The following is a 20,734-nucleotide window of genomic DNA, read 5'->3' on the forward strand; positions in this document are numbered from 1 at the left end:
GCAGGGAGAGTGCTTCACCGATGAAGAAGGCCGTTGATGCCGCTACCACCCGCGCCGCCGTGGAGGCCATCGCGGATTGGATTCGCAACCCTGAAGAGGTAGAAAAACCAGGTCGCGCCGCACTTGCGCAGGCCACCCGCACCACCGCGCGCACACTCGAAACGGACGCGCCGGGTCATTCAGTCGAGCTGCGAGTCCCCCCATTCGTGGCAGTTCAGTGCATCGAAGGCCCGCGCCATACCCGTGGTACCCCTCCGAATGTGGTGGAGACGGATCCACTCACCTGGTTGCAGCTGGCCACCGGCCTGTTGTCCTGGGAACAGGCGCTCGCCAGCCCGCGTCTAGAGGCCTCTGGGTCCCGCGCGCACGAGATCGCGGAGTGGCTGCCCATCATTCCGTTAGTTTTCACAGACCGAAACGACTAGGATTGGCGCCGTGGTAGCTGAACACGTCCAGAGCAAGACTAAGCCATTATCGGAGGATCCTGCCCACGATCCAGAACCCCGTGAAGAATGTGGCGTTTTCGGTGTTTGGGCACCGGGGGAAGAGGTGTCCAAGCTGACGTATTTCGGACTCTTTGCCCTCCAGCATCGCGGCCAGGAAGCCGCGGGCATTGCGGTGGGCGATGATGACCGCATCGTGGTCTTCAAAGACATGGGCCTCGTGTCCAACGTCTTCGATGAATCCATTCTGACGTCCCTGCACGGCAACGTGGCGGTGGGCCACACGCGCTACTCCACGGCCGGCGGCAAGGAATGGTCCAATGTGCAGCCGATGTTCGGGACCTCGCCCAGTGGCGTCGACATCGCGTTGGGTCACAACGGCAACCTGGTGAACTATCTGGAGTTGCGTGCGGAAGCCGTGGAGCGTGGGCTTGCCAAACCGCAGGAAGAGTCCGTCTCGGACTCTATGTGCTTGTCTCTGCTGCTTGCCGACGGTGTCTCGGATGACACCTCCGTCTTTGACTCGGCCCTGCAGCTGCTTCCTGAGGTCAAAGGAGCCTTCTGCCTCACCTTCACTGATGGCCACACGCTCTACGCTGCGCGTGACCCGCATGGAGTGCGCCCGCTCGCCCTGGGCCGACTGAACACGGGCTGGGTCGTGGCCAGTGAGACCTGTGCTCTTGACATTGTGGGCGCGCAGTTCATTCGTGAGATTGAACCCGGTGAGCTCATCGCCATCGATGAGACTGGTATCCGCTCTGAGCGCTTCGCAGAACCTAAGCGTCACGGCTGCGTCTTCGAGTACGTGTACTTGGCGCGCCCAGACACGAACATCAAGGGCCGTTCGGTCAATGCGACGCGGGTGGAGATTGGACGTCGTCTAGCGCGGCAGTACCCCGCACCTGATGCGGACATGGTTATCCCCGTGCCTGAATCCGGAAACCCCGCAGCCGTGGGATATGCCCGCGAATCCGGTCTGGCCTTCGCGCATGGCCTAGTGAAGAACTCCTACGTGGGCCGCACCTTTATTCAGCCCACGCAGTCCCAGCGCCAGATGGGTATTCGTCTCAAACTCAACCCGCTGCGTGAAGTGATTGACGGAAAGTCCATCGTGGTGGTGGACGATTCCATCGTGCGTGGCAACACTCAGCGCGCGCTTATCCGCATGCTGCGTGAGGCCGGCGCGGCCGAGGTGCACGTTCGTATTGCCTCGCCGCCAGTGAAATGGCCGTGTTTCTACGGCATCGACTTCGCCTCCCCAGGCGAGCTCATCGCCAACGCCAACCCTTCCGATGACCCAGAGGAAGTTGCCCAGACCATTTGCACCGCCATTGGTGCAGACTCCCTGGGCTTTGTCTCCATCGATGAGATGGTGGCCGCTACTGAGCAGCCGCGCAATGAACTGTGCTGTGCCTGCTTCGATGGCAACTACCCGCTCGGCCTTCCCGCCGGTAACCCCAACGCTGAGGCCGTGCGCACCTTGCAGGGCTCGACCACGACTAACGAGTAAGGACTAGTTCACTCATGAGCGACAACACGTATGCAGCCGCCGGCGTCAACATCGAGGAAGGCGACCGCGCGGTAAAGCTGATTACCCCGCACGCTCAGCGCGCCACCCGCCCGGAAGTCATGGGTGGGCTCGGGGGCTTTGCCGGGCTGTTCAAGCTGGGGGAGTATAAAGAACCGGTGCTCGCTGCCGGCTCCGATGGCGTGGGCACCAAGCTTGCCGTGGCCCAGGCGATGGACAAGCACGACACCATTGGCATCGACTTGGTGGCCATGTGCGTTGACGACCTTGTGGTGTGCGGCGCCGAGCCGCTTTTCTTGCAGGACTACATCGCCGTCGGTGAAGTTGTGCCGGAGAAGGTCGCAGACATCGTCAAAGGTATTGCCGAAGGCTGCGTTCAGGCAGGCGCGGCACTCCTCGGCGGCGAGACCGCTGAGCACCCAGGTGTTATGGGCAAGGAGGAGTACGACGTGTCCGCCACTGCCGTGGGAGTGGTGGAAGCCGATGAGCTGCTGGGCCCGGACAAGGTCAGTGATGGCGACGTGCTCATTGCCATGAAATCCTCCGGCCTGCACTCCAACGGCTACTCGCTGGCTCGCTACGTCCTGCTGGAGCAGGCGGGCCTGCCGCTCGACGGCTACATGGAGGACCTCGGTCGCACCCTCGGTGAGGAGCTGCTAGAGCCGACCCGTATTTACGCCAAGGATTGCCTGGCGCTGACCTCCGAGTGCGCAGTGTCTACCTTCTGCCACGTCACCGGAGGTGGCCTCGCCGGAAACCTAGAGCGCGTTATCCCGGAGGGCCTGACCGCTGAAGTGAGCCGTTCGACGTGGACTCCGGGTCAGATTTTCAAGACCATTTCCTCCGTGGGCAAGGTCTCCCGCGAAGAGATGGAAAAGACCTTCAACATGGGTGTAGGCATGATTGCTGTCGTCGCCCCAGAAGACCGCGAGCGCGCTCTGGCCATGATGACCGCCCGCCACGTCGAGGCCTGGGAATTGGGCGCCGTACGCGCCGCCCAGGATGGTGAGCCGCGCGTGGTAGTGACGGGCGAGCACCCAGGTTTCTAAAACCTAAACCTTGGTGGGGCCAACATTAATGGGCCCACCAAGGGTGGAAATCCTCTTGGGGATAGCAGACGCGAAGAAGGCCGGAGGCCTCATCCCAGAGGGGGAATGGGGGCCGCCGGCCTTTCGCGTACGTGCTGAGAGTTGAGCTTAGCGCTCGTCGGAATCGTCCTCATCCCACTCGTCCGAGTCCCAGTCATCCTCGCCATAATCGGCGTACTCCGAGTACTGGTCATCCTCGTTGTTGCGGGAATGCTGCGAAGCGAGCTCGCGCTGGAGAGAGTCCAGATCCATTTCGGGCGAATTGTACTTCAGCTGGCGTGCAACTTTGGTCTGCTTTGCCTTTGCGCGTCCGCGTCCCATGTGCATGACCCCCTTGAGGTGTGTAGGGCGGACCAGGGATTCTTGGCCGCCCCATCGTCTTAGTCAGATATGTGTATGTTCCTGTAAGACACCATAGCGTGTGTGACGAAAAAATTCCGAACTACCCCCAGCGGCGGGCTAAAAAAGTGCTATACGCCGTGGCGATGGGGTCGTGTGCGATATACCACTACCGGCCGCGTAAGCGGTTCACGGCAGCGCGTCCTGCCTTCGGGCCTTCATCCTGGGGGATGGAATCTGGTTCGACGGACGCGGCAACTGGACCAATAGAAAGGTCACCCTGGTTTAGAGCACTGCGCTTGACCAAGCCCAGCCCGATAGGGCCAAAGTCGCAATCGTCCACTACGGTGCCTAGGCGTCCTACCCGGCGTCCGCCAAGAGTGATGTCGGCGCCTGGTTCGGGGGCTTCAGGGGCGGAGCCGTCGAGGTAGAGCAGGACGAGCAGGCGCGGCGAACGGCCGAGGTTCTCCACTCGGGCCACCGTCTCTTGGCCGCGGTAACAGCCCTTGTCCAAGTGGACGAAAGCCGGCCGGTCATCGCTGCGGCGGATCCAGTGCGGAACCTCGTGGGGGATGGTTTTGCCGTCGAGGTCAGCAGCGAGTTCGGGTTCGCGGGCTTTGACTCGTTCAGCGGTAAAGGTCATAAGGCCTGCCACGCTGCCGCCGTGGGACTCGAGCTCGGACACGGCGGCAACGAGGTCAGCACGCGGCACGAGGATATCCTGTCGCGGGCACCCGGGCCAGAAAATGGAGCGTTCAGCCACGGCGGCAGCTGGCGCCGGCAGGGGAGTACCTAATACGGAGATGACGGCGAGGTCAGCCTCGTCCACGGTGACCTCGGACCAAAACACCATCTTCGAGAGGAAATCCTTGAGCGAGTCGAATTGCGCAGCAGGGACATCGAGGAAGAAGGTTTCTCCCGTAAAGACCAGATCCATGTGGTGCAGCACGTGACCTTGCATGTCGAGGTCCGCGGCACCGGCGGCGAAACCCGCCTCAACGTCATCGAGCTTTTGACTCAACAAATTATGGAGAAAAGCCCGGGCATCCGGTCCGGAGACTGCGATGACACGGCGGTGGGAGCGATCAATAATCGCGGATCCGGTCTCCACGGCGCGCTGCTCCACCAAGGGGTTGCCGTAGTGCCAGGGGACCCCGGAGACGTCGACAAGCGTGGCGCCCTGAAGCTCAGCGGCTCCGGGCCGGGAAAGAAGCGGCGAAGAGTAACTCACGTCTTCCGATGGTAGGGCATAATCGAGTCTATGAGCCTTCAGCCCAGAAAAGAGCCGGTCATCTACGTTGTCGAACCTTTTGGAGGGTCCGTAAGACGGCACATGCCGAGCCTGCCCCTGGTGCACTGGGATGATGCTGCGGTCACCCGCGGCGATGGCATCTTTGAATCCCTCCTCGTGCGTGACGGCAAGGCTGCGAATTTCCAGCGCCACGCTGAACGTTTTGCCCAGTCTGCCCGCGCGCTTGACCTACCAGAACCGCCGATGCACAAGTGGGAAGAAGCTACTCAGTTGGCAATCGCGGATTTCTACGGGGCAGCAACGAGTGGACAAGCTCTGCCGGAAGCCAAGTGCACGTGGACTTATACACGCGGCAGGGCGTCGACGGGCGTGCCCTCAGCCTGGGTCGTGGTTCAGGACATCCCGGAGGATGTGCTCAAGCAACGCGAGACGGGTGTAAAGGTGATGAGTACGCCGCGTCTATGGCAGGTGGCGGAGGAGCTGCCGGCGAAAACGCTGAACTACGCGGCGACCATGGCCACGCTGCGGCTCGCGCGCGAGCGCGGCTTCGATGACGTCATTTTTACGGACCCGGAGACGGGTTTGGTGTTGGAAGGGGCGACGTCGACAGTCGTGGCCGTCAAAGGCTCGAAAATTCGCACACCGGCGGGCAGGGGAATCCTGCCAGGTACTACGCAGGCCGCACTCTTTGAGCACGCCACAGAACAGGGTTTTCGGTGCAAGGCCAAGGAACTTACTGTGGAGTACCTGCAGGGCGCAGATTCGGTATGGCTGGTCTCCTCCGTGCGCACGGCGGTGCGTGTGACCCGCCTCGATGATGCGAAACTCAAGGCGCCGGGGAATGCGGAGGAGATACGCGGGCTTATCGACGCCTCACTGGCCCGCTAATTACTGTCCCCTCGGAGTTCTTTGACGCGTGGGTTGGGCTGTTAACCCGCGACGCGGGTGAGCTCGGCGGACATGTAGGGGCGCATCTCACCGTCGACGAGGCGCTCGTCTACCCAGCCAAGGTTGTTATTCGGCATGAGGCCGTACATGCGCTTGCCAGGGCCGAGGTTGGTCGGTCCGGTTTCGGTCACCATGGTCGAGGCGGATTCAAGCTGCCAAGCGCGCTCGTTGAACAGCGAGCCGTAGAAGATCTCGTTGATGCCATTGGAGGAGGTGTAGGTCATCTCGATCTCATCCTTGAGGGAGATGCGCCAGAAACCCGACTCGCGGACATCAGGGCCGGTGGGGTGGCCCTCGGTATCGATCTTCCACGTACGGGAGGTGTAAGTCAGGTAGTTCTCACCATCGTGCGCGATTATGAGCTGCTGACCAAATGAGTACTGCTCGCCGTCGGTGCTGTGAGCCTGGCCCTCGCCCTGCCACACGCCGACAAGGGGAAGCAGGCCCAGCAGGCCATCGTGCAGCGACGGGCCCTGGCGAAGGTTAGCCGTTTCATCCGGTAGCGGGTTTTCAGCTACGTCCACGGTGGGGATGTTACGGGAGGCAGCATCTTTCCAGGCTTCGGCGGCCTGGTTGACGGCGTCGTTGCCGTCAATCTTGGTGTTTTCCGGATGTGCGTCCCGGCGGTCCTGGGGCTGGTTCTCATTATTGTTCTGTTCGCTCATGCTGCCCCAGCGTAGTCGTGCCGGGGACACGGCAACCACTAGGCTCCAGTACCCTGGAGTGACATGCGCGTGTTGCTCATCTCTAATCCGAATTCCACCAGCCAGAATGCGGCGCTCTTCCGGGAGGTGCTGCCCATCATTCGCGGTGTGGAGGGCCTGCGTTTGTTGACGCAGTTTACTCACTACCCGGGCCATGCTGAGGAAATGGTTCGTGGTATGACCAGGGAGGACTATGACGTTATCTTGGCCTTCGGAGGCGATGGCACGGTCAATGAGATTGTCAATGGTCTGCTCGGACCTGTAGATGCACAGTCGCGACCATCCCCACAGGACATTCCAGCCTTAGCAGTCATCCCGACTGGTTCCGCTAACGTATTCGTCCGCGCTCTCGGTTTCCCCAACACCCCCGTTGAAGCCGCACACGTGCTGGCGCGCATGCTTGATCGTGATATTCGCCGTGAAGTCTTCCTCGGCACATGGAATGATCGTTGGTTTGCGGTCAACGCTGGCTTCGGCTTGGATGCGGACGTGCTGGCACGTGTGGATCGTGCTCGTGAGAAGGGCTTTTCTGCCACCCCGCTGCGCTATCTGGCAGTGTCGTTTCAGGCCTACCAGCGCGCCCGTATCCGCCCGCCGCGCATCAATGTGCGTGCGGTGTCGCGCTCTGGAAACACGTTCAAGGCGGATAACGTGCCGCTCATGTTCACCTCCAACACCAACCCGTGGACCTTCCTGGGCCCGCTTCCGGTGGTGACGAATCCGCGTAACTCTTTCGACCAGGGCCTCGGGTTATTCGGTGTCTCTGACCTACACGGCTTTGATGGATTGGTGGGCGTCCTCCACCTCTTTGGTGTGGATCGCCGTCATTGGCTCAACAAGATAACGGATGCACGTACCTTGCACTTTGAAGATGCCGCTGAAGTGGACCTGGAATGTCCTGAGCCGCACCGCTTCCAGGCCGATGGCGAATCGGAAGGTACCTTCACGACAATCCACATCGAGTCAGTGCCGAATGCACTCGAGGTTTTCGCACCGATTGATCCGCGCCCGGCGTCTCAGCGCACTATTCGGGAGGTGCTGCGAGACTTTATCCGCATTAAGTAAGCGGCTGGTGACGCCCGCGGTGAGTAGAGCGTCCATACGCTAGTTCCGGCGCCAGCTGGGAGGCGTCGTCGGCGCGCTACCCACCTCGTTGGCAGTGTCCTGGGCCTTCTGTGCGGCGTCTTCTACGGCCTTCTCTTCCGAACCGTCGATTTCGAGAGGTGAGAGCTGCGTGGTTTTGAGCGTGATGTTGCGGCGCTGTACCTCGAAGGAAATGGAACCGCCGTGCAGTTTTACCGAGGTGGCTTGCGAAGGCAGCGGCAGTTCGCGAGTGTCCAGCACCAAGCTGAAGGCCTTCTGGAGGCGTTCATCGTTCGTGCCGTAGACGCTCATACGGAACTCTGGGCCCACGAGCCGCAGCGTGACGGTAGCGGTCGATTTGCTGGTATCCCCTGGAAGCGTGCCGGTCAGCTCCGCTTCGGCGGACAGACCACCGGTAGGGGACATGTCATCCGGATTGGCAATGGACAAGTCCGTAATTCCCAGCAAGCGGCCGAGCGCGACGCCATCGAGACTGATGCTACGTGTGTACGTCGAGACGGGTGAGCCCTCAAGATCGCCGTTAAAGAGCTGCTCGGGGCGAATGGTGATATCACGCAGGGTCGTCGAGGCATTGACCATGCCCAGCTTGGGTACCTCGACGTCGGAGGAGTTGACCTCGATGTAGGGGATCTCTTTGGTGAGCGCCGCGGCGGTAAAAGGCACACCACCAATAAAGACGTCCGGGGTATTCTCCAACTGCGAGCTAGCCTTAGCTTTTTGGGCCACGGTGTGTTCCGCATGCATGGCCACTGCAGAATCCGCCAGCCACGTAGTCAACACCACGCCTGCCACGACGGCGAGGCGCACGACGGTGCGGCTGAGATGGATGACGGTCACCCCTCTATTTCTACCGCACGTAGGCTGGGAACCATGAATATTGAAACCCGTACCTTGCCGCAGCGTCCCGACCTCGCGGAGCAGGTGGCGCGGCTTGCACAGAACGCCGCTGCCCACGATGGTATCGACCCGCTTTCGGAGCAGTTCCTCCTTGGGCTGCGCGATGCCCGCCTGGGCCATGAGCACCTGCTCGCCAGGGTTGGTGAGGACATTGTAGGCGTGGCCGCACGTGATGGCGACCAGGTAGAGCTCGTCGTTTCTCCCGACCATCGGCGAGCAGGGGTGGGACAGGCGCTTTACGACGCCCTCCCGGCCCACCCACACCTGTGGGCACACGGCAATTTCCCCGCCGCACAAGCACTGGCGAAGAAGAATGGGATGGACGTTGTCAGGCGCCTGCTCGTCATGGCTATTGACGGTGATGCGCTGCGTGACGCTGCCGGGCACCCCTCGCTGGAGGAAGGGCTGGACATCCTGTCCTATGCCGAGTCAGTCGAGCGCTTCGACCGTGCACGCGTGGAAGAAGAGTGGGTACGCGTAAACAATGAGGCTTTTTCCTGGCATCCGGAGCAGGGCGGCTGGGACATCGAGCGCCTACATCGCGGCATGGAGGCCGAGTGGTTTGACCCGGCTGATGTCCTTTTCCTGTGGGCTGGCATCGGTGGTAGCGATGAGAGTGCCGCACCTGATCACGCTGGAGCGACAATGGCGGGATTCCACTGGCTTAAATGGCATACCGAAGAGGATTCTGCATTCGGTGAGGTCTATGTGGTGGGATTGGCGGAAGCTTTCCGCGGACGCCGGCTGGGTGGTCCGCTTCTGAGCGCTGGGCTGCAGCGTATGGTGGACAAAGGCGCTGAGAAGGTAATTCTTTATGTCGAGGCAGACAACGAGCCAGCTGTTAAGGCCTACGAGAGGCTTGGCTTTTTCATCGCTGAGGAGCACTGCGTCTGGGCTAAAAGTGACTAGTCTCACGGGCTTTTGGTACAAGTTAACCGATTGTTCACCTCTAGATCCTTGTGTGGTTAACCCACTCGGGATACCTTTACGTTTCGTGAGTTAATCGTGCTCGCCTTGTAGATGGGGTGGAGGGCGATTTCCTCGGACAATCATTCTCTTGTATCCACACCGGAAAGGTTTCCCGTGATTCGCAACTTCAAGCGCACCGCTGCAATCTTCGGCATCGTTGCCGCTACCTCCACTGCTCTCGTCGCCTGCTCTGAATCCAACGACTCTGGCTCTTCCGAGGGCGGCTCTGAGGGTTCTGACGTCTCCGGCGAGCTCGTCGGTGACGGCGCTTCCTCCCAGCAGAATGCAATGTCTTACTTCCAGACTGCATTCTCTGAGGATCACCCGAACGCTTCCCTGTCCTACAACGCTTCCGGCTCCGGCGCTGGCGTTGAGGCTTTCACCAACGGCCAGGCTGACTTCGCTGGTTCCGACTCCGCTCTGAAGGAAGACGAGGGCGAGGTTGAGGCTGCTGCTGAGCGCTGTGGCGGCAACGAGGCATGGCACCTGCCGACCACCATCGGTCCGGTTGCTATCGCGTACAACCTCGAGGGCACCGAGATTAACCTCTCCACCAAGACCCTGGCCAAGATCTTCAAGGGTGACATCACCAAGTGGAACGATAAGGCAATCGCTGCTGACAACGAGGGCACCGACCTGCCGGACGAGGACATCACCGTCATCTTCCGCTCCGATGAGTCCGGTACCTCCGCTAACTTCCAGAAGTTCCTGAAGGCCGCTACCGGCGACTGGGACAGCGAGGGCAAGCAGTTCCCGGATGCAGTTGGTGAGGGTGCAAACGGCTCCGCTGGTGTTGCTGACCAGGTTGCGAACATCAAGGGCGCTATCACTTACGTTGAGGCCGGCTTCGCCGACCAGAAAGAAGCAGCCGGCGTTCAGAAGGCTAAGATCGACTTCGGCCACGGCCCGGTTGAGCTGAACACCGAGTCCGTCAACGTTGCTCTGGAGAACCTGGAGTTCAAGAAGACCGAGTCCGAGCACAACATGGTTGTTGACTCCGACGCTCTGTTCTCTTCCGATGACGAGGGCGCATACCCGCTCATCCTGACCACCTACAACATCGTTTGCTCCGCTGGTTACGATGAGGAGACCTCCGCTCTGGTCAAGGCCTTCTTCACCACCGTCCTGGATCACCAGGATGACCAGCTCGCTGCTCAGGGCTTCATCCCGGTTGAGGGTGCACACCTGGACAAGCTGAAGGCTGCTGTTGACGCTCTGCAGTAAGCGCTAGAGCTTCACAAAGCTAAATATCTCTCGCCCCCACTGCCGCACTCGATTCGCGCTTTGGGGGCGCAGGTATGTAATGACAATTTCCATTCTTAACGCTGAAAAGGATTAGAACGTCTCATGGCAGACAATAATCTCACCACGGCGCCAGAGCAGACGGAGCTTTCCGTCTCCGCTGCTGAGCGGCTTAATACCGGCGGATCCGAAGAACTTGCCACGGCTGACTCCGGAAGTGGAGTTAAGCGGCCAGGCGACCGAGTCTTCGAATTCCTGTCTTCTGCTTCGGCTACTTTGATCACCGTCATGATTGCTGCCATTGCAGGCTTCCTGCTGTGGCGTGCCGTGCCTGCTTTGGGCGTTAACGACGGTGGCATCATGGGCTTCTTTACCTACGGTGGCCGCTGGGAGACCAACGATACTTCCGCGATGAAGTTCGGTATCCCGACCATGTTCGGCACCACGGTGCTCATCTCCGTCTTCGCCCTGCTGCTGGCTATGCCGGTCGCGTTGGCGATTGCCATCTTCCTGTCCAATTACGCACCTGCACGTATGGTTAAGCCACTGGGCTTCCTCGTGGATATGCTCGCCGCGGTCCCGTCCATTGTTTATGGTCTGTGGGGCTGGCAGGTCCTCGGCCCAGCGCTCTCCGGTTTCTACTCGTGGCTGGAGTCCTGGGCCGGTGGGTTCTTTCTCTTCACCGTCTTCGACAACTCGCCGTCGTTTGCTACCGGCCGTAACCTCTTCACCGGTGGCATCGTGCTGGCCGTGATGATTCTTCCGATTATCGCCGCTACGGCGCGTGAGGTCTTCGTCCAGACCCCTCCTGGTCAGATTGAGTCCGCTTTGGCGCTAGGCGCCACCCGCTGGGAAGTTATCCGCATGACGGTGCTGCCTTTCGGTATGTCCGGCTACATCGCTGGTTCCATGCTCGGTCTCGGTCGTGCATTGGGTGAGACCATGGCTCTGTACATGGTTGTCTCCCCGCTGGTGGACTTCCGCTTCTCGCTCTTCGACGGCGGTACGACCTTCGCCATGGCCATCGCCCTGGCATCCGCAGAGTTCGGTAACCAGATGCGCGCAGGTGCTTACATCGCCGCCGGCCTCATGCTGTTCTTGCTGACCTTCGTGGTCAACGCCATTGCCCGCGCCATCGTGAAGAAGAAGTAGGGAGGAGGACACAATGACTACTACTGCTAACGCCAAGCCTGCCTCCGCAGGCGCTACCTTCCTTGATATTTCGGCTTCCCGAAAAGCCACCAACACCATTGCCACCGTCGTGGTGTGGGGGGCCATGATTCTTGCCATGGTCCCTCTGGTCTGGGTTCTGTGGGAGCTCTTCGCCCGTGGCAGCGGCATCATCTTCAACGCTGATTGGTGGACCGCGTCCCAGCGCGGCATCATGAACAGTGCTGAAGGCGGCGGTGCTGCTCACGCCATCATCGGTACCTTCATCCAGACCATCCTGGCCTCCGTCATCTCCATCCCGATTGGTATCTTCACCGCTATCTACTTGGTGGAGTACTCCAAGGGTGGATGGCTCGGCCGTACCACCACCTTCATGGTGGACATCCTGTCCGGTGTGCCGTCCATCGTTGCTGCGCTGTTCATCTTCGCTATGTGGATTACGCTCTTCGGCTTTGGCCGCTCCGGCTTCGCCGTGGCGCTTTCCTTGGTGCTGCTGATGATTCCTATCGTGGTGCGTAACACCGAGGAGATGCTCCGCGTGGTTCCTATGGACCTGCGTGAAGCCTCCTATGCGTTGGGTGTTCCGAAGTGGAAGACCATTGCTCGCATCGTCCTGCCGACCGCTCTGTCCGGCATCGTTACCGGTATCATGCTCGCAATTGCGCGTGTGATGGGTGAGTCTTCTCCGGTGCTGGTCCTTGTTGGTTCCTCCTCCATCATCAACTGGGATGCGTTCAAGGGCTCGCAGTCCTCGCTGCCGCTGATGATGTTGGATATGTACAAGGCCGGCGCACAACCGGCCGTCCTGGATAAGCTCTGGGGTGCAGCGCTGACGCTGGTTATCCTCATTGCCATCCTCAACATCGCGGCCCGAATCATCTCCGCGAAGTTCTCGGTCAAGAAATAGATCGCCGTAACATTCGATTCCGCCATACATTCTTAAGAGGAGAAACTCCCTAATGTCTAAGCTCGCGCTCAATGACGTGAACATCTACTACGGCGACTTCCACGCCGTGCAGAACGTCAACATGCAGATCCCTGCCAAGGCCGTTACCGCGTTCATTGGCCCGTCCGGCTGCGGTAAGTCCACAGTTCTGCGCACCCTGAACCGTATGCACGAGGTCATCCCCGGTGCCTCCGTCAAGGGTGAAATCCTGTTGGACGGCCAGAACATCTACGGCCCCAAGGTTGACCCGGTGTCCGTGCGTAACACCATCGGCATGGTCTTCCAGAAGGCAAACCCGTTCCCAACCATGTCCATTGAGGACAACGTGGTCGCTGGCCTGAAGCTGTCTGGTGAAAAGAACAAGAAGAAGCTCAAGGAAGTTGCTGAGAAGTCCCTGCGCGGCGCTAACCTCTGGGACGAGGTGAAGGACCGCCTGGACAAGCCGGGCGGCGGCCTCTCCGGTGGTCAGCAGCAGCGTCTGTGCATCGCTCGTGCGATTGCCGTGGAGCCGGAGGTTCTCCTCATGGACGAGCCGTGCTCCGCGCTCGACCCGATTTCCACCCTGGCTGTGGAGGACCTCATCCACGAGCTGAAGGAGAACTTCACCATCGTTATCGTGACCCACAATATGCAGCAGGCAGCTCGTGTGTCCGATAAGACTGGTTTCTTCTCCCTCGAGGCCACCGGTAAGCCGGGCCACCTCGTGGAGTTCGACGAGACCACCAAGATCTTCGAGAATCCTTCCAAGAAGGAGACCGAGGACTACATCTCCGGCCGCTTCGGCTAAACCGTAGAGAGTCGCTCTACCAAGTCTGCCCCCTCCCAGACCTTTCGGTCTGGGAGGGGGCAGACTTGGTTAAAGGGGAAGCCGAACTCAGCATGCAAACGGGGCACGCCATGAGGCGGTACGCCTTAGCGGTGGAACTGACGCTCCAACTCAGCCATGCGGGCTTCCATCTCGGCCTCGCGCTGTTCTTCATCGCGTTTGTGCATATAGCGCTGCGGGTCCAAGCCAGTGGCTAGGTAAATGATGCGGCCGGCGGCGGAAGAACAATGGTCTGCGAAGCGCTCGTAGTAGCGGGAAAGCTGTGCGGTTTCCACTGCCTGGCGCACAGTGCCCTTCCACTCGCGCTGGGTAAGCATCCGCAACAGATGCTGGTTGATATCATCAACCGCGTCATCATCTTCCTTGAGACGCAGAGCCAGATCCGGGTCACGTGTAATAAGGAGATCTTTCAGTCCCATGGACATATCCAGCACGAGGCGCGCGTACTCTTCGAAGAAGCCAAGGATATCCGCCGGAACGACAATCTCTGGGTGGCGGCGGCGCGCACTCGTGGCAATGTGCTGTGCTAGGCGGCCCATGCGGTAGTAGTCCTCCACGATATAGATCGAGGAGATCACTTGGCGCAAGTCTTTCGCCATGGGGTTCTCAAGGGCCAGAAGGGACACAGCGCGGTCTTTGCAGCGCTCACGGACCTCATCGAGTTCTTCACGCAACGAGACGGCCTCCTCGGCCGGCTGGAGGGCACCCTCCAGCAACGCCTGAGAGGCGAGGGTCATAAGCTTATGGACGGTATCGCTCATAATGATGAGGTCATGGGCGAAATTATCCAGTTGTTCACGGTAGGCTGCGCGCATGTCTGCTAGACTACTTTATCTTTTGGTCTAGCGCGCGTTGAGAATCAGTCAAACGATAAAAATCTTGGACTGGTTCCTCTGCCTCGAAAGAACTTAGCCGCCGGAGTGCATCAGCTCCGCGCCCTCGGGCACCGTGGCATCTTCTGGATCATCCAGCCAGCCTTCGGGGAGGACCACCTTGGCGGGGGAACCCTGGCGGCCACGGGCGCCATCGGCGTCGTCGGCAAGCGCAGGCGAATCCGCCCACGGCGCGAGCAATTCACGCAGATCGTCGAGAGAATTGACGCGGGAGAGACCTGCACGGACTTCTCCACCGACGGGGAAGCCGCGCAGATACCAGCCGATATGCTTGCGAATATCGCGGCTGGCCTGGCGCTCACCTTCATGCTGAGCCAAGAGCTCCGCATGGCGCGTCATAATGCGCGTGACCTCACCCAGCGTGGGTTCGGAAGGGACTGGCTCGCCGCGCAGGTGCGCGGATAGCTCGGCAAAGAGCCAAGGGCGGCCCAAACAGCCGCGGCCAACCACGACGCCATCGCAGCCGGTCTGCTCCATCATGGCGTGGGCATCAGTGGCCTTGAAAATGTCGCCATTGCCCAGCACCGGGATACCGGTGTCAGCAAGATGCTCCTTAAGACGCGCAATCTCATTCCAATCCGCATGACCGGAATAGCGCTGCGCAGCGGTGCGGCCGTGGAGCGCGACTGCCGACGCCCCCTCTTCCACCGCAATGCGTCCCGCATCGAGGTGTGTGTGGTGCTCATCATCGATGCCCACACGCATCTTGACGGTGACCGGAATGTCGGTACCTTCGGTGGCTTTGACTGCGGCCGCCACGATATTGCCAAAGAGGCGGCGCTTATACGGCAGGGCAGAACCACCACCTCGGCGCGTGACTTTGGGGACCGGGCAACCAAAGTTCATATCGATGTGATCTGCCAGGTTCTCATCCACGATCATTTTTGCTGCTTTATACGTGTACTCCGGGTCCACCGTGTACAGCTGCAGGGAGCGTGGGTTCTCCTGCGGATCGAAGGTGGTCATGTGGATGGTCTTTGGGTTGCGCTCGACAAGGGCACGCGCCGTGACCATCTCACAGACGTAGAGACCGGACACCGTGCCGGTCTTTTCGATTTCTTGCTCGCGGCACAGCACACGAAAAGCCACGTTGGTCACGCCAGCCATGGGGGCGAGAACAACGGGGGAGTTGAGCTGAATTTTTCCGATTGCAAGAGTCACGTCGCTCATTGTGCGCGGTGAGGGGGTGGGGTAGCAAATTGAGCGTGTGCTGCCACGGGTAGCGCTGACTGTATGTGGGGAACGGGGATAGAGAGGGGGTGCACAGTTTTGCAAAGAGTGCGGTAAACTCTCCACGCATTCGCTAATGTGGTGTATGTAACTAAGTGAAAGGGGCCGTAACCTAGGCCCTTTTTCGTACATAAAGGAGGATTTAATGTCTGAGAGAATCGCGTACGCACCGTTTGAGAAGCTTGTTATGAGCGCCGACGAAGCTGCAAAGTTTGTCAATCATGGTGACCGCGTAGGTATCTCCGGCTTTACCGGTGCTGGCTACCCCAAGGCCCTGCCTACTGCTATCGCTGAGAAGGCCAAGGCCGCTCACGAGGCGGGCGAGGAGTTTAAGATCGACGTATTCTCCGGCGCCTCCACCGCTCCGGACTGTGATGGCGTGCTGGCAGAGGCCAACGCCATTCGCTTCCGCTCTCCGTACAACTCGGACCCGGCGCTGCGTAACCGCTTTAACGACGGCTCCGCTCTCTACCAAGACATCCACCTTTCTCACTCTGGCCAGCAGGTTGAAGAGGGCTTCTACGGTGATTTCCAGGTAGCCATTATTGAGGCTGTCCGTATTGATGAGAACGGCAACATTGTTCCGTCTTCCGCTGTGGGCAACAACCTCGAGTACATCGAGGCAGCGGACAAGATCATCATTGAGGTCAACGAGTGGCAGTCCGAGAACCTCGAGGGCATGCACGATATCTACAAGATTGAGAAGCTGCCGAACCGTCAGCCGATTCCGATCACCAAGCCGGCTGACCGCGTGGGTACCACCTACATTGAGATTCCGGAAGAGAAGGTCGTGGCCGTGGTCAAGACCAACGCTCCGGACCGTAACGCTCCGTTCAAGGCACCGGATGAGGTCTCTGAGAAGATTGCCGCGAACTTCATCGAATTCCTCGAAGGTGAGGTTGCCGCTGGCCGTCTCGAGTATGACAAGTTCATCATGCAGTCCGGCGTGGGTAACGTTCCGAATGCCGTGATGGCTGGCCTGCTGGATTCCAAGTTCGAGAACATTCAGGCCTACACCGAGGTTATCCAGGACGGCATGCTTGATCTTATCGACGCCGGCAAGATGACCGTCGCCTCCGCTACCTCCTTCGCGCTGTCCCCGGAGTACGCGGACAAGATGAATGCTGAGGCAGAGCGCTACGCCAAGCACATCATCCTGCGCCCGCAGCAGGTATCTAACCACCCGGAGGTTATCCGCCGCGTGGGCCTGATTTCCTCCAACGGCATGATTGAGGGCGATATCTACGGCAACATTAACTCCACCAACGTTTCCGGCTCCCGCATCATGAACGGTACCGGTGGCTCTGGTGACTTCACCCGTAACGCTTACATCTCCACCTTCGTGTCCCCGTCGGTGGCCAAGGACGGCGCCATCTCCGCCATTGTGCCGTTCGTGTCCCACACCGACCACACTGAGCACGACACCATGGTGATCATCACCGAGTATGGCGTTGCTGACCTTCGTGGCTTGGCTCCGAAGGAGCGCGTTGAGAAGGTCATCGCAGTGGCTCACCCGGACTACCGTCCGCTGCTGGAGGAGTACTTCGAGCGTGCCAAGGCCAACAAGTTCCAGCACACCCCGCACGATCTGAAGACCGCCTTCGAGTTCCAGGTGAACTTCATGGAGAAGGGTGACATGCGCGGCTAGTTCGCTCGTCTCCCCACGGCAGTCCTTGCCGAATAGTGGCCCTCACCGCTTCATTCACTTCTAGGTGAGGGCTATTTTCTTTTCTAGAAGGCCACCTACTACAATGTAGGAGCGTTGGGCCTTTAGCTCAGCTGGTAGAGCTACGGACTTTTAATCCGCAGGTCGCGGGTTCGATCCCCGCAGGGCCCACAAAAAGAGCCGCCTTTGGGCGGCTCTTTTTCTTTTCTTTTCTTGCTTCTTTATGTTGCTCTACTGCTCCCCAGTGCTGAGCGCTAGCTCTGCTAGCTTTTGACGAGTTTCCTAATGGCCCTCATGGCCTCCTCCAGCTTCTCTGTAGCCTCTTGCTCGTCTTTGGTGGCAGCGCCGGCCACGCAGTGCTCAATGTGGTCCTCAAGGAGTGCGAGAGAGACGTTTTCCAGCGCTGAGGTTACTGCCGATATCTGCGTAATGATGTCAATGCAGTACTGGTCCTCATCGATCATGCGATGAATGCCGCGGGTCTGCCCTTCAATGCGCTTGAGGCGAGCCAGATACTTCGCTTTCTGTTCGCTATCGGAGTTATAGCCGTGCACTCCAGGCTCGTGACAGGAGCAGGTATCGTGCTGGTTAGCCATGGTTTTATGTCTTTCTGCCAAAGCGATTTGGTTAAGAGTGGATGTCTCCAGTATATTTTTACGAAGTTGCCTGAACGGCAACGGGCCCCCATCGTCTAGCGGCCTAGGACACCGCCCTTTCACGGCGGCGGCACGGGTTCGAATCCCGTTGGGGGTACCAACACCTTCGTGTTGGTGCATAAGAGAATACGTAAGGCCCTGTGGCGCAGTTGGTTAGCGCGCCGCCCTGTCACGGCGGAGGTCGCGGGTTCAAGTCCCGTCAGGGTCGCCATGCGTCAATCAAGACCATTGTCACGCCTCGAAGCATTGTTGAAGAAGCAAGCTTCGGGGCGCTTCTTGTTGTCGCGCCATCGTCCCGCTCCGGGTCCTTCAGATGAAGGGGTTCTTGAGGGCTAGGATTGATAGGTCTAGTGCGAATCACAAGGTTGAAATGACGTTGTTTAAAGCTGGCTGAAAACTTACATTGACGTGGGGATTTGGCGACTTTCTGAAGCGTTGTGTAGAGTACTTATTCGTGCCCAGCGCACAAGAGATAATTAAAAATGGCCCTGTGGCGCAGTTGGTTAGCGCGCCGCCCTGTCACGGCGGAGGTCGCGGGTTCAAGTCCCGTCAGGGTCGCCGAAGTCACTTGTGGCTTCTGGCCAGATAGCTCAGTCGGTAGAGCACACGCCTGAAAAGTGTGGGGTCGCCAGTTCGATCCTGGCTCTGGCCACAAGAGCACACCCCCTCCAAACATGGAGGGGGTTCTTTTGTCTCTGTTCGTCCCAGGCGGCTTTTGGTTTAATGGGCACTATGACTACTTCAACTGCGCACCAAACCGATCAATCCCGTTTTGTTATCACCGTTGATGGGGAAGAAGCAGGCTTCGCCGAGTACGCCGATACCGCAACAACGCGCGAGTTCAACCACACCGTCATCCACGATGCCTACCAGGGGCAGGGCCTGTCAAAGACTCTCATCCAGGCAGCATTAGATGATGAATCGACGGCAGCCCGTCAAGTCATCCCTACCTGCAGTGCAGTGGCAGGGTTCATTGAGAAGAACCCTGACTACCAGCCACTCACCACGCGTGAGGGCAACCTCTAGATGTAGTAATCCGGGTCCACCAGCTTGATGCGCTCGTCCTTCTTGCGGGGACGGTTTTTAGCTGGGATACCGGTAGCGATGTGGTTCGGAGGCACATCTTTAGTTACCACGGCGTTAGCGCCCACTGCGGAGCCTTCGCCGATGGTGATGGGGCCCAGGACCTTGGCGCCGGCGCCAATGGTCACGTTGTCTTCAATAGTGGGGTGGCGCTTGGTTTGCGTGAGCACCTGGCCGCCGAGGGTGACGCCGTGATAAAGCATGACACCGTCGCCGATTTCGGCGGTCTCACCGATGACGATTCCCATGCCGTGGTCGATGAAGAAGCGGCGTCCAATGGTGGCCCCGGGGTGAATTTCCACGCCGGTAAAGAAGCGGTTCAGCTGCGCCAAAATGCGGGCCGGGCCGCGCCAACCGCGCTTCCACATGCGGTGGGAAAGGCGGTGTGACCAAATAGCGTGGAGACCGGAGTAGACCACAGCATTTTCCACGTCACCGCGGGCGGCTGGGTCGTGATCGCGGGCATTGTTAAGGTCCTCGCGGATCATCTTGAAGATGTGCATGCGAACCATCCTATCTATAAAGAAAAAGCGCCCTGGGGAAATAGGGCGCTTTTATTCGCTGGGTGGTGGTTTCCTCGCTGTGCGTATGGGCGCAGTGGGGAAGAGGGGCTGCTTTAGGCCTCGCGGATGTCCTCGAAGAGGATGGTGGAGACGTAACGCTCGCCGAAATCTGGAGCAACGACCACGATGGTCTTGCCCTTGAATTCCTCACGAGCAGCCAGCTTCAGAGCAGCGGAGACGTTGGCACCGGAGGAGATACCGACCAGCAGTCCTTCCTCGGTAGCGAGCTTGCGTGCAGTAGACACTGACTCCTCGGTGGTAGCGGTAAGAACCTCGTTAAGGATTTCGCGGTCTAGAACCTCCGGCACGAAGTTGGCGCCAATGCCCTGAATCTTGTGCGGGCCAGCCTTGCCTTCGGAGAGAACAGGGGAGTCGGACGGCTCGACGGCAACGAGATAGGTGTCGGCGTTCTGGGAGCGCAGGTAACGGCCAACGCCGGTTACGGTGCCGCCGGTACCCACGCCGGCGACGAAGGCATCAACTTTGCCCTCGGCGTCCTTCCAGATTTCCGGGCCAGTGGTCTGCTCGTGGATCTTCGGGTTGGCCTCGTTTGCGAACTGGGAAGCCAGGATAGCGTTCGGGGTCTCGGCGATAATCTCGTTCGCCTTCTCGACGGCGCCCTTCATGCCGGCAGCGCCCGGGGTAAGAACGATCTCAGCACCGTAAGCGCGGAGCAGAACCTTACGTTCGTTGGACATGGTTTCCGGCATGGTCAGGATGACCTTGTAGCCCTGTGCAGCACCGACGAGTGCCAAGCCAATACCGGTGTTGCCGGAGGTGGCCTCAACGATGGTGCCGCCAGGCTTGAGCTGACCGGATTCTACGGCGGCGTCGACAATCGCCTTGGCGATGCGGTCCTTCACGGAGTTTGCCGGGTTAAAGGACTCGACCTTCACCAGCACCTCGGCGCCGAGGCCTTCGGTAAGACGGTTGAGGCGGACGAGCGGGGTGCCGCCGATGGTTTCCAGAATGTTGTTGTAGACAGCCACGATGTGGACTCCTTTGGAAATAAGTTCTGACGTACAGCAGACACCTTACACTCCGCTAGTAGACAAAGTGGTATATAAATTCTGAACAGATCATTCGGGCATGGAATGTGGGATTCCCTGACTGTGAGCTGTGTGGCGCGATTTAGAATTACCCCCGTCGGCCGGTTATACTTCACAAACAGTGTTCACCTACCCCCG

Annotated in this window: 21 protein-coding genes and 5 tRNA genes; 17 read left to right on the forward strand and 9 right to left on the reverse strand. The window is 59.5% G+C overall.

Features of this window, described 5'->3' with window-relative positions; genetic code table 11:
* Window positions 1–20 precede the first annotated feature (20 nt).
* The 3 genes from I6J72_RS00605 to purM are packed head-to-tail and all read left to right on the forward strand — an operon-like array spanning window position 21 to window position 3,020.
* Window positions 21–425 (forward strand): sterol carrier family protein, encoded by a 405-nt coding sequence (locus I6J72_RS00605; protein ID WP_204099565.1) that lies wholly within the window; start codon window positions 21–23, stop codon window positions 423–425.
* Window positions 426–435: 10 nt separating this feature from the next.
* Window positions 436–1,953 carry an amidophosphoribosyltransferase gene (purF, locus tag I6J72_RS00610; protein WP_204099566.1) on the forward strand — a complete coding sequence of 506 codons (1,518 nt, stop codon included), beginning with the start codon at window positions 436–438 and terminating at the stop codon, window positions 1,951–1,953.
* A gap of 14 nt (window positions 1,954–1,967) precedes the next feature.
* Complete coding sequence (purM, locus tag I6J72_RS00615; RefSeq protein WP_204099567.1) at window positions 1,968–3,020, forward strand: phosphoribosylformylglycinamidine cyclo-ligase; 1,053 nt, start codon at window positions 1,968–1,970, stop codon at window positions 3,018–3,020.
* Window positions 3,021–3,167: 147 nt separating this feature from the next.
* Here the strand turns inward: purM and I6J72_RS00620 are convergent, their stop codons facing one another.
* Together I6J72_RS00620 and I6J72_RS00625 are read right to left on the reverse strand one after the other, a co-directional pair.
* Window positions 3,168–3,380, reverse strand: coding sequence for a DUF3073 domain-containing protein (locus I6J72_RS00620; protein WP_115024466.1), 213 nt, complete (start codon window positions 3,378–3,380; stop codon window positions 3,168–3,170).
* Between the two features lie 187 nt (window positions 3,381–3,567).
* Window positions 3,568–4,629 carry a folate-binding protein YgfZ gene (locus I6J72_RS00625; protein WP_204099568.1) on the reverse strand — a complete coding sequence of 354 codons (1,062 nt, stop codon included), beginning with the start codon at window positions 4,627–4,629 and terminating at the stop codon, window positions 3,568–3,570.
* Window positions 4,630–4,659: 30 nt separating this feature from the next.
* On the opposite strand from I6J72_RS00625, the gene I6J72_RS00630 reads away from it, so the two are divergent.
* Complete coding sequence (locus I6J72_RS00630) at window positions 4,660–5,538, forward strand: aminodeoxychorismate lyase (protein ID WP_204099569.1); 879 nt, start codon at window positions 4,660–4,662, stop codon at window positions 5,536–5,538.
* A gap of 41 nt (window positions 5,539–5,579) precedes the next feature.
* Here I6J72_RS00630 and I6J72_RS00635 read toward each other — a convergent pair whose 3' ends face one another.
* On the reverse strand, window positions 5,580–6,263 hold the full coding sequence (locus I6J72_RS00635) for an FABP family protein (RefSeq protein WP_204099570.1): 684 nt from the start codon (window positions 6,261–6,263) through the stop codon (window positions 5,580–5,582).
* Between the two features lie 63 nt (window positions 6,264–6,326).
* On the opposite strand from I6J72_RS00635, the gene I6J72_RS00640 reads away from it, so the two are divergent.
* Complete coding sequence (locus I6J72_RS00640) at window positions 6,327–7,367, forward strand: diacylglycerol kinase family protein (RefSeq protein ID WP_115023462.1); 1,041 nt, start codon at window positions 6,327–6,329, stop codon at window positions 7,365–7,367.
* A gap of 39 nt (window positions 7,368–7,406) precedes the next feature.
* Here the strand turns inward: I6J72_RS00640 and I6J72_RS00645 are convergent, their stop codons facing one another.
* A complete protein-coding gene (locus I6J72_RS00645; protein ID WP_204099571.1) occupies window positions 7,407–8,243 on the reverse strand; it encodes a DUF2993 domain-containing protein in 837 nt (278 codons plus the stop codon).
* A 33-nt stretch (window positions 8,244–8,276) separates the two neighbouring features.
* Here I6J72_RS00645 and mshD point away from each other — a divergent pair, with 33 nt between their 5' ends.
* The 5 genes from mshD to pstB all read left to right on the forward strand — a co-directional run bounded on the left by mshD (window position 8,277) and on the right by pstB (window position 13,417).
* A complete protein-coding gene (gene mshD, locus I6J72_RS00650) occupies window positions 8,277–9,212 on the forward strand; it encodes a mycothiol synthase (RefSeq protein ID WP_204099572.1) in 936 nt (311 codons plus the stop codon).
* Window positions 9,213–9,386: 174 nt separating this feature from the next.
* On the forward strand, window positions 9,387–10,496 hold the full coding sequence (pstS, locus tag I6J72_RS00655; protein WP_070672359.1) for a phosphate ABC transporter substrate-binding protein PstS: 1,110 nt from the start codon (window positions 9,387–9,389) through the stop codon (window positions 10,494–10,496).
* A 123-nt stretch (window positions 10,497–10,619) separates the two neighbouring features.
* Complete coding sequence (pstC, locus tag I6J72_RS00660; RefSeq protein ID WP_070672356.1) at window positions 10,620–11,666, forward strand: phosphate ABC transporter permease subunit PstC; 1,047 nt, start codon at window positions 10,620–10,622, stop codon at window positions 11,664–11,666.
* Window positions 11,667–11,679: 13 nt separating this feature from the next.
* On the forward strand, window positions 11,680–12,591 hold the full coding sequence (gene pstA / locus I6J72_RS00665) for a phosphate ABC transporter permease PstA (protein ID WP_070672353.1): 912 nt from the start codon (window positions 11,680–11,682) through the stop codon (window positions 12,589–12,591).
* Between the two features lie 52 nt (window positions 12,592–12,643).
* A complete protein-coding gene (gene pstB / locus I6J72_RS00670) occupies window positions 12,644–13,417 on the forward strand; it encodes a phosphate ABC transporter ATP-binding protein PstB (protein ID WP_204099573.1) in 774 nt (257 codons plus the stop codon).
* A gap of 125 nt (window positions 13,418–13,542) precedes the next feature.
* Here pstB and phoU read toward each other — a convergent pair whose 3' ends face one another.
* Together phoU and dusB are read right to left on the reverse strand one after the other, a co-directional pair.
* A complete protein-coding gene (gene phoU, locus I6J72_RS00675; RefSeq protein ID WP_070672346.1) occupies window positions 13,543–14,271 on the reverse strand; it encodes a phosphate signaling complex protein PhoU in 729 nt (242 codons plus the stop codon).
* A 93-nt stretch (window positions 14,272–14,364) separates the two neighbouring features.
* Window positions 14,365–15,510, reverse strand: a complete 1,146-nt coding sequence (gene dusB, locus I6J72_RS00680) for a tRNA dihydrouridine synthase DusB (protein WP_204099574.1) — start codon at window positions 15,508–15,510, stop codon at window positions 14,365–14,367.
* A 214-nt stretch (window positions 15,511–15,724) separates the two neighbouring features.
* On the opposite strand from dusB, the gene I6J72_RS00685 reads away from it, so the two are divergent.
* Together I6J72_RS00685 and I6J72_RS00690 are read left to right on the forward strand one after the other, a co-directional pair.
* Entirely contained in the window at window positions 15,725–17,227 is a 1,503-nt protein-coding gene (locus tag I6J72_RS00685) for an acetyl-CoA hydrolase/transferase family protein (protein WP_204099575.1), read from the forward strand.
* A 116-nt stretch (window positions 17,228–17,343) separates the two neighbouring features.
* Window positions 17,344–17,416 (forward strand) — tRNA-Lys (locus tag I6J72_RS00690).
* A 92-nt stretch (window positions 17,417–17,508) separates the two neighbouring features.
* On the opposite strand, the gene I6J72_RS00695 is transcribed toward I6J72_RS00690, so the two are convergent.
* The gene (locus I6J72_RS00695; RefSeq protein WP_115023443.1) at window positions 17,509–17,841 is read right to left on the reverse strand and encodes a metal-sensitive transcriptional regulator; all 333 of its coding nucleotides are present in this window, start codon (window positions 17,839–17,841) and stop codon (window positions 17,509–17,511) included.
* 84 nt (window positions 17,842–17,925) lie between these two features.
* Between I6J72_RS00695 and I6J72_RS00700 the strand changes: the two genes are divergently transcribed.
* The 5 genes from I6J72_RS00700 (at window position 17,926) to I6J72_RS00720 (ending at window position 18,927) form a co-directional block, all read left to right on the forward strand.
* Window positions 17,926–18,001: transfer RNA gene (locus tag I6J72_RS00700), tRNA-Glu, on the forward strand.
* Window positions 18,002–18,035: 34 nt separating this feature from the next.
* Window positions 18,036–18,112: transfer RNA gene (locus tag I6J72_RS00705), tRNA-Asp, on the forward strand.
* A gap of 273 nt (window positions 18,113–18,385) precedes the next feature.
* A tRNA-Asp gene (locus tag I6J72_RS00710) sits at window positions 18,386–18,459 on the forward strand.
* A gap of 21 nt (window positions 18,460–18,480) precedes the next feature.
* Window positions 18,481–18,553 (forward strand) — tRNA-Phe (locus I6J72_RS00715).
* A gap of 71 nt (window positions 18,554–18,624) precedes the next feature.
* Complete coding sequence (locus I6J72_RS00720) at window positions 18,625–18,927, forward strand: GNAT family N-acetyltransferase (protein WP_115023441.1); 303 nt, start codon at window positions 18,625–18,627, stop codon at window positions 18,925–18,927.
* Here I6J72_RS00720 and epsC read toward each other — a convergent pair.
* Together epsC and cysK are read right to left on the reverse strand one after the other, a co-directional pair.
* Window positions 18,924–19,487, reverse strand: coding sequence for a serine O-acetyltransferase EpsC (epsC, locus tag I6J72_RS00725; RefSeq protein WP_141754608.1), 564 nt, complete (start codon window positions 19,485–19,487; stop codon window positions 18,924–18,926). The genes I6J72_RS00720 and epsC overlap by 4 nt on opposite strands.
* Before the next feature lie 113 nt (window positions 19,488–19,600).
* Window positions 19,601–20,539: a cysteine synthase A gene (gene cysK, locus I6J72_RS00730; RefSeq protein WP_181815468.1), complete on the reverse strand. Its 939-nt coding sequence runs from the start codon at window positions 20,537–20,539 to the stop codon at window positions 19,601–19,603.
* Between the last annotated feature and the right edge of the window lie 195 nt (window positions 20,540–20,734).

Origin of the sequence: Corynebacterium sp. FDAARGOS 1242 (genome assembly GCF_016889985.1) — a bacterium.
Taxonomy (GTDB): Bacteria; Actinomycetota; Actinomycetes; order Mycobacteriales; family Mycobacteriaceae; genus Corynebacterium; species Corynebacterium minutissimum_B.

Coding starts and splice junctions, on each gene's coding strand:
- I6J72_RS00605 (WP_204099565.1), top strand. CDS start 21: ATGAAGAAGGCCGTTGATGCCGCTACCACCCGCGCCGCCGTGGAGGCC.
- purM (WP_204099567.1), top strand. CDS start 1,968: ATGAGCGACAACACGTATGCAGCCGCCGGCGTCAACATCGAGGAAGGC.
- I6J72_RS00620 (WP_115024466.1), bottom strand. CDS start 3,380: ATGGGACGCGGACGCGCAAAGGCAAAGCAGACCAAAGTTGCACGCCAG.
- I6J72_RS00630 (WP_204099569.1), top strand. CDS start 4,660: ATGAGCCTTCAGCCCAGAAAAGAGCCGGTCATCTACGTTGTCGAACCT.
- I6J72_RS00635 (WP_204099570.1), bottom strand. CDS start 6,263: ATGAGCGAACAGAACAATAATGAGAACCAGCCCCAGGACCGCCGGGAC.
- I6J72_RS00640 (WP_115023462.1), top strand. CDS start 6,327: ATGCGCGTGTTGCTCATCTCTAATCCGAATTCCACCAGCCAGAATGCG.
- mshD (WP_204099572.1), top strand. CDS start 8,277: ATGAATATTGAAACCCGTACCTTGCCGCAGCGTCCCGACCTCGCGGAG.
- pstC (WP_070672356.1), top strand. CDS start 10,620: ATGGCAGACAATAATCTCACCACGGCGCCAGAGCAGACGGAGCTTTCC.
- pstA (WP_070672353.1), top strand. CDS start 11,680: ATGACTACTACTGCTAACGCCAAGCCTGCCTCCGCAGGCGCTACCTTC.
- pstB (WP_204099573.1), top strand. CDS start 12,644: ATGTCTAAGCTCGCGCTCAATGACGTGAACATCTACTACGGCGACTTC.
- phoU (WP_070672346.1), bottom strand. CDS start 14,271: ATGCGCGCAGCCTACCGTGAACAACTGGATAATTTCGCCCATGACCTC.
- I6J72_RS00685 (WP_204099575.1), top strand. CDS start 15,725: ATGTCTGAGAGAATCGCGTACGCACCGTTTGAGAAGCTTGTTATGAGC.
- I6J72_RS00695 (WP_115023443.1), bottom strand. CDS start 17,841: ATGGCTAACCAGCACGATACCTGCTCCTGTCACGAGCCTGGAGTGCAC.
- I6J72_RS00720 (WP_115023441.1), top strand. CDS start 18,625: ATGGGCACTATGACTACTTCAACTGCGCACCAAACCGATCAATCCCGT.
- epsC (WP_141754608.1), bottom strand. CDS start 19,487: ATGCACATCTTCAAGATGATCCGCGAGGACCTTAACAATGCCCGCGAT.